The organism is Neoluteolibacter marinus, assembly GCF_014904755.1.
Classification (GTDB): domain Bacteria; phylum Verrucomicrobiota; class Verrucomicrobiia; order Verrucomicrobiales; family Akkermansiaceae; genus Haloferula; species Haloferula marina.
Map to the genome: position 1 here is coordinate 1 of NZ_JACZFQ010000044.1, position 4,909 is coordinate 4,909.

General features: G+C 64.1%; 3 protein-coding genes. 2 read left to right on the top strand and 1 reads right to left on the bottom strand.

Features of this window, described 5'->3' with window-relative positions:
* The first annotated feature begins 63 nt into the window (after positions 1-63).
* Positions 64-2,826: an autotransporter-associated beta strand repeat-containing protein gene (locus tag IG178_RS26015; RefSeq protein WP_193212477.1), complete on the top strand. Its 2,763-nt coding sequence runs from the start codon at positions 64-66 to the stop codon at positions 2,824-2,826.
* 203 nt (positions 2,827-3,029) lie between these two features.
* Positions 3,030-4,040 carry a fibronectin type III domain-containing protein gene (locus IG178_RS10395; RefSeq protein ID WP_193212478.1) on the top strand — a complete coding sequence of 337 codons (1,011 nt, stop codon included), beginning with the start codon at positions 3,030-3,032 and terminating at the stop codon, positions 4,038-4,040.
* Between the two features lie 12 nt (positions 4,041-4,052).
* Here the strand turns inward: IG178_RS10395 and IG178_RS10400 are convergent.
* Positions 4,053-4,909: FumA C-terminus/TtdB family hydratase beta subunit (locus tag IG178_RS10400; RefSeq protein WP_193212479.1), on the bottom strand; the 857-nt coding region annotated here is incomplete at its 5' end.

A 4,909-nucleotide genomic window follows, 5' to 3' on the forward strand; every position in this document is an offset into this window, starting at 1 on the left:
CCACCGGAGTCCCGAACCCATCTTTAGCCGGCGGCCCTTGGACATCACACGCACCAGAACCCGATGAGAAAAGAATCCAACTTGAAGAACCTGTCGAAATCGCTGGCCCTGCCTTCCTTGCTGCTCCTGGCCGCATCGCCCGGCGTCGTCGCGCAGGAGATTTCCACCTCGACCTGGGTCGGCTTCACCGACCTCGATTGGAATGAAGGGTCCAACTGGGATCCGGAAGGAGTTCCTTCCACCGGCAGCAACGCGGAGATCATCTACGGGGACATCGTCGACCTGTCCGCTCCCGCCGCGGGGGATCTCGGGCAGCTGGTGGTGCACGACTACAGCACGCTCAACATTTCCTCGACGGTGGGCATCATCGGAACGCCCTTCGTCGACAACCCGGATCCGACCCCCGATGTCCAGGCGATGGGCGGGCTCTACGTCGGATCGACGGGGGCGACCGGCGAGATCAACGTCAATGCCGGCGGCGCGCTCAGCGTCACCTCGGGGAACTTCCGCCTCGGCAACGGCGGCGGCGCGCTAGGCGGCACGGGCACGCTCAACGTCAACAGCGGCGGTTCCCTCGGGGTCAGCGGGGTGGCCATGAGGATCGGTCACAACGGTCCGGGCAGCCTGACCCTGGCCGGCACCGGCGTCGTCGCGACCAACAGTGAGGTGGACATCGGGATCGAAGGTGGCGGCATCGGTTCCATCCTGCAGACCGGCGGCACCCTGACGCATACCGGCGGCGATTTCCGCGTCGGTGCTTTCGGAGGAACGGGCAACTACGAGATTTCCGCGGGCACCGCGAACCTGGTGAACCTGCGCCTTAACTTCGCGGGTGTCGGTACCGGCACGGTCACGCAGAGCGGGACGGCGGACGTGAACCACAGCGGTGATTTCGCGATCGGGTGGGCGAACTCGGGCGACGCGACCTACAACATGCAGGGCGGCACGCTCGACGCCACCAACCGCATGCGCTTCGGCATCGGCAATGCCGTGCGCACCAACCTCTTCAATCAGACCGGCGGTGCGGTCACTGTGCTGGAGCGGATCGACATCGGGGAGAATGCCGGGCCGACCAACATCTACGACATCTCCGGAGGAACGGTGACCTTGGCGGGTGGCGACACCCGGATCCTGGTCGGCGCCTTCAACGACTCGACCGGCATCCTCAACGTCAGCGGCACCGCCGTCGCGGATTTCGGTGCGATGGTGCTGGGTGACGGCGGCACCGCGGCGGGCACCGTCAACCTCAACGGCGGCACCGTGAACGTGAGGCAGATCTTCTCCGGTGGTTCGACTGCTCCCGTGCAGATGCTCAATCTCAACGGGAGCAAGATTGTCGCAAAGGAGAACCAGGGCAACTTCATCAGCGGAGCCACCCTGGCAGTGGACCTCCAGGCCGGCGGCGTCACGATCGATTCGAATGGTTTCAACGTCGGCGTGGCATCTTCCATCGCCGGGCCGGGAACCTTGACCAAAACGGGTGCCGGATTCCTGAACCTCAACGGCGACAATTCCTACGAGGGCGGGACGACGATCGCCGGGGGATTCGTCCAGGTGACTCTCGACGAGAAGCTGGGATCCGCGGCGGTGCCGAGCAACCTGACCTTCGACGGGGGCGCACTCCAGAACCAGGACTCCTTCCTCGAGCTGGCACCCAACCGCACGGTGGTATTGGCCGATGGATCCTGGGGTGCCCTGAGGGCCGGGTGGGGCAAGAGCCTCACCGTCGCGGGCAAGATCACCGGCAGCGGTGACCTGAAGGCCGCCAACGACAGCGGCTCGGTCCGCCTGGACAATCCCGCGAACGATTATTCCGGCAACACGGTGATCGGAGACCTTGTCACCGGTTGGCCGAATTCGACCACGGCGAGGCTCCAGCTCGGAGCCGACAATGTCATCCCGGACACCGGGCTGGTCGTGTTCGACGGCGGGGTGAATGTCGACACCCTGGCGGTCACGGCGACCCTCGACCTGAACGGCTACCAGGAGACGGTTTCCGGGTTGGCGCTGCTCAGCGGCAACGCGGTGATCGCCAATGCTTCCGCGTTCGACTCGACCCTGGCGGTCGGTGCCGGCGATGTTTCGAGTTCGTTCGCCGGCGTTATCCAGGACAATGTCGCCCTCACCAAGATCGGTGCCGGCACCCTGACCCTCACCGGATTCAACACTTACAGCGGCAAAACCACGGTGAGCGGTGGCCTGCTGGCGGTTTCGGGCGACTCGATTTCCGATGCGAACGCCCTCGACGTCAGCGGCGGCAAGGTCCAGCCGACCGGCACGGAAACGGTCGACCGTCTTTACTTTGATGGCGTTCAACAGGACTCCGGAACCTACGGTGGCACTGGATCCGGGGCCGATCACATCGTGCCCGAGCGATTCGAGGGCTCGGCCGGCGTGGTGAATGTTCTCTCCGATCCCGTGGTTGGCGGCTATGCGACCTGGGCCGCGGACAAGGGCCTGACCCTGGCGAATGACGCGCCGGAGTTCGATGCCGAACCCGACGGGATCGAGAATATGCTGGAATACATCCTCGGCGGGGATCCACTTGCCGCGGATCCCGGCATTCTCCCGGTATCGTCACTGACGGCCACCGATTACGTTTTCACTTTCAGCCGCAGCGATGAGTCGGAGGCGGACACCACCGTGGTGTTCCAATACGGTTCGGACCTTGCCGGTTGGACCGACGTGCCCGTCGGTGAAACAAGCGCCGGTCCGGTGGCCGTGGCGGAAAACGGCGGTCTACCGGACACGATTACGGTGACGATCGCGCGCAGCGAGAGCATCGACGGGAAATTGTTCGGGCGCCTGCAAGCGACCCAACCCTGAGCGGGTATTCTCGGGCGGGCGGGTTCCACGGGGGATCCGCCCGCTTTTTTTGTCGCGAATCACCCGATTCCAGAGGATTCAGGAAAGGGCAGAAAGTTTGACACAAATTGGCGTGCCGGCGGTTTTCATGGAGGCGGGACTCAGGACTTGCAGGTTCTTGTTCGGAGTCCATAGCCTCCCCTATCCCCGACTTTTCGAAAGTTATGCGCTTATTCTTCCTGTCCCTGCTGGCAATCACTGCCCTTCCTGCCTCCGCCGCTCTTACCAGCCCTGCCAACGTTCAAGCGGTGGCAAGCAGCAGCACCACGGTCACCGTGACCTGGAACGCGGTTACCGGCGCCGAAGGTTACATCGTCCTGCGCGACAACACCCAGCAAGGGGGAGCAACCACCAATACCTCTTTCAATGACACCGGGCTCACGCCTGGCACGGCGTATTCCTACACCGTGATCGCCGCGAGCATCGTCGACGGGAACTCGGAGCCCTCCGTGGCCGCGACCGTGACCACCCCGCAAGCCCCGGGCACCCCTACCGGCCTGCGCGGCTCCGCGACTTCCGGGGGCGTGGTGCTCAATTGGAATGCCGTCAGCGGTGCCGACGAATACTTCGTCTACCGGGATGGAACCGAGATCGGGAATCCATCCGGCACCACTTTCACCGATTCCGATGTCGAGGCATCGACCACCTACAAGTATTCGGTGTCCGCAGGTAGCGGCGGGGAGGAATCGGACGAGTCCGCTGAAATCTCGGTCACGACTCAGGGCGATGGCAGCCAGCGCGAGGCGGTCTGGAGCCGTGAGTTCCGTCGTGCCGACGGGGATTACGACGAGATCGTCACCATGGAGGAGTATCTCATCGCATTCCCGAACAAGCTCGCCTGGACGATCATGCGCAATCGCTTCATCGAGTCGGACGACGACGGCAGCCTCGACCTGACCGTGGATGAATACATCAACCACTTCGCCGGCCGGAAGGTGAAGCGTCCTTCGAAAGCGCAGACCTTCTACCTGGCCGACACGGCGGAGTTTGACCGCTTGGATCCGGATGAAGAGGGCGACGGTCTGCTCAGCGAGGAGGAGTTCGCGCTCACCCTCAACCGCGGAACTCCTGGGGCGAAGGTGACCAAGAAGTTCGACAAGCTGGACAAGAACGGCTCCACGCAGCTTTCGGAAGCCGAATTCAAGATCCGCGGCGGCGCCAGCGAGGACGAGTGAGGGCCGCGCAGGTCAGGCGCAGACCGGGCATTCGTTGATCTTCTGGAAGAAGTCGTTGCCCTTGTTGTCGACGAGGATGAAGGCGGGGAAGTTCTCGACGCGGATCTTCCACACCGCCTCCATGCCGAGCTCCGGGAACTCGACGACCTCCTGGCTGCGGATGTGTTCCTTGGCCAGCAGGGCGGCGGGGCCTCCGGCGGAGCCGAGGTAAAAGCCGCCGTGGGCCTTGCAGGCGTCGGTGACCTGTTTCGAGCGGTTGCCCTTCGCCAGCATGACGAGCGAACCGCCGTGGCCTTGGAAGAGATCGACGTAGGAATCCATGCGGCCGGCGGTGGTCGGACCGAAGGAGCCGGACGGATAGCCGGCGGGGGTTTTGGCAGGACCGGCGTAGTAGACCGGATACTGCTTGAGGTAGTCCGGCAGTTCGCCGGTTTCATCGAGCCGCTCCATGAGCTTCGCGTGGGCAATGTCGCGGGCGACGATGATGGTTCCGCTGAGCGACAGCGCGGTGGTCACGGGGTACTTGTCGAGGGTGGCGAGGGTTTTCTCCATCCCCTGGTCGAGGTCGATCTCGACGCCCTTGAACTTCCAGTCGCGGTACTTTTCCGGGATGAAGCGTCCGGGGTTCTTCTCAAGCTTCTCGAGGAAGATGCCGTCCCGGGTGATCTTCGCCTTGGCCTGACGGTCGGCGGAACAAGAGACGCCGATGCCCACCGGGCAGGACGCCCCGTGGCGGGGTAGCCGGATCACCCGGACGTCGAGGGCGAAATACTTGCCACCGAACTGCGCGCCGATGCCGATCTGGCGCGCCGCCTCGAGAAGTTCCTTCTCGAGTTCCAGGTCGCGGGAAGCCCGGCCGAGCGCGGTGC